This is a genomic window from Dietzia sp. DQ11-44, assembly GCF_014145205.1.
GTDB classification, from domain to species: domain Bacteria; phylum Actinomycetota; class Actinomycetes; order Mycobacteriales; family Mycobacteriaceae; genus Dietzia; species Dietzia natronolimnaea.
In genome coordinates, this window is the sequence record NZ_JAALEC010000530.1 from 1 (window position 1) to 1511 (window position 1511).

Sequence of the window (1511 nt, forward strand, 5' to 3'; positions counted from 1 at the left end):
CGCGGTGGCCGCATCCGTCAGCAGCGCGGCCCGGTCGGGGTCACCCGACGCGGTCGCCTGTGCGGCGCCGGCGTCCAGGACCCGGGCGCCCACCTCGAACTCGTTGCCCAGGACGTCGGCGCCCTGGCCTGCGTCCATCTTCTTGACGATGCCGCTGTTCCACGTGGCGAACGGATCCGACCAGGCCTCGACACGGAACGACCACATCCCGGGGGCGTCGGTGGTGAGCAGCGCGTGGACGGTGTCCGCCTCCGCCCCGGGGGACATGGTCGTCCGGGAGGAGGCCCCACCGGGACGGCGGACCACCAGGCTCGCCGACAGCGCGTCGTGGCCCTCCCGCCACACGGTCGCCGAGATCGGCACCACCTCACCCACGACCGACTTGGCGGGGAACCTCCCGCAGGAGACCAGGGGGCGGACCTCGTCGATGGCCAGACGGTCGTTCACGTCGGTGCTCCTCTCGGCTGCGGGCTCCGGGGTGCGGACGCCTCTACGCACACGACGCTATCGAAGCGGGCGTCGATCGGGGAGGGGCGTCGCGCCGGTGTTCACGCGCACGAGCCGTGTTCCTCGCCACCCGGCCACCGGATAGGGGGTTAGATGGGGTCCGTGAGAACGCCTATCGAGACCGATCCCGACCTCGTCCTGGACCTGACAGACGTCTCGCTCCGGAGGGACGGGCGGACGCTGGTGGGCCCCGTCACCTGGCAGGTCGAGTTGGACGAGCGGTGGGTCGTCCTGGGCCCCAACGGTGCGGGCAAGACCTCGCTGCTCCGGATCGCCTCGGCGCTCGAGTACCCGAGCACCGGTTCGGCGGTGATCCTGGGGGAGCAACTGGGTCGCACCGAGGTCACCGAGCTCCGCAGCCGGGTGGGCCTGTCGTCCGCCGCGGTGGCCGGCCGGATCCCCGGCGACGAGGTGGTCAAGGACCTGGTGGTCTCCGCCGGGTACGCCGTGCTGGGCCGGTGGCGGGAGGCGTACGACCAGGCCGACTTCGACCGCGCGGCGGACACGCTGGAGATGATCGGCGGAGAGCACCTGGCCGACCGGACCTGGGGGACCCTCTCGGAGGGTGAGCGCAAGCGGGTGCTGATCGCCCGCGCGATGATGACCGACCCGGAGCTGCTCCTGCTCGACGAGCCGGGGGCGGGGCTGGACCTGGGGGGCCGGGAGGATCTGGTCGCCCGTCTGGCGGACATGGCCCTCGACCCCGACGCGCCCGCCACCGTCCTGGTGACCCACCACGTGGAGGAGATACCCCCGGGTTTCACCCACGCGATGCTCCTCGCGGAGGGAGGGGTCACGGCCACCGGCCTGATCGACGACGTGATCACCTCGGAGAACCTCAGCACCGCGTTCGCGCAGTCGATCGTCGTCGACTCGATCGACGGGCGGTTCTTCGCGCGCCGGGCGCGTCGGTCCGGCCGACACCGGCGGCCGTGAACCGCACAGTCGACCCCGTGGCGACCCCGGCCGGGCCCGTCCCCGTCCGTGAGGCCGCCACGGTGGCG

The 1511-nt window shown here is 72.9% G+C and carries 2 protein-coding genes; one reads left to right on the forward strand and one right to left on the reverse strand.

What is annotated here, in order from left to right:
* Positions 1-447: maltotransferase domain-containing protein (locus tag G6018_RS12965; RefSeq protein ID WP_182639822.1), on the reverse strand; the 447-nt coding region annotated here is incomplete at its 3' end.
* A gap of 153 nt (positions 448-600) precedes the next feature.
* On the opposite strand from G6018_RS12965, the gene G6018_RS12970 reads away from it, so the two are divergent.
* Positions 601-1443 carry an ABC transporter ATP-binding protein gene (locus G6018_RS12970; protein WP_179525543.1) on the forward strand — a complete coding sequence of 281 codons (843 nt, stop codon included), beginning with the start codon at positions 601-603 and terminating at the stop codon, positions 1441-1443.
* Positions 1444-1511 lie beyond the last annotated feature (68 nt).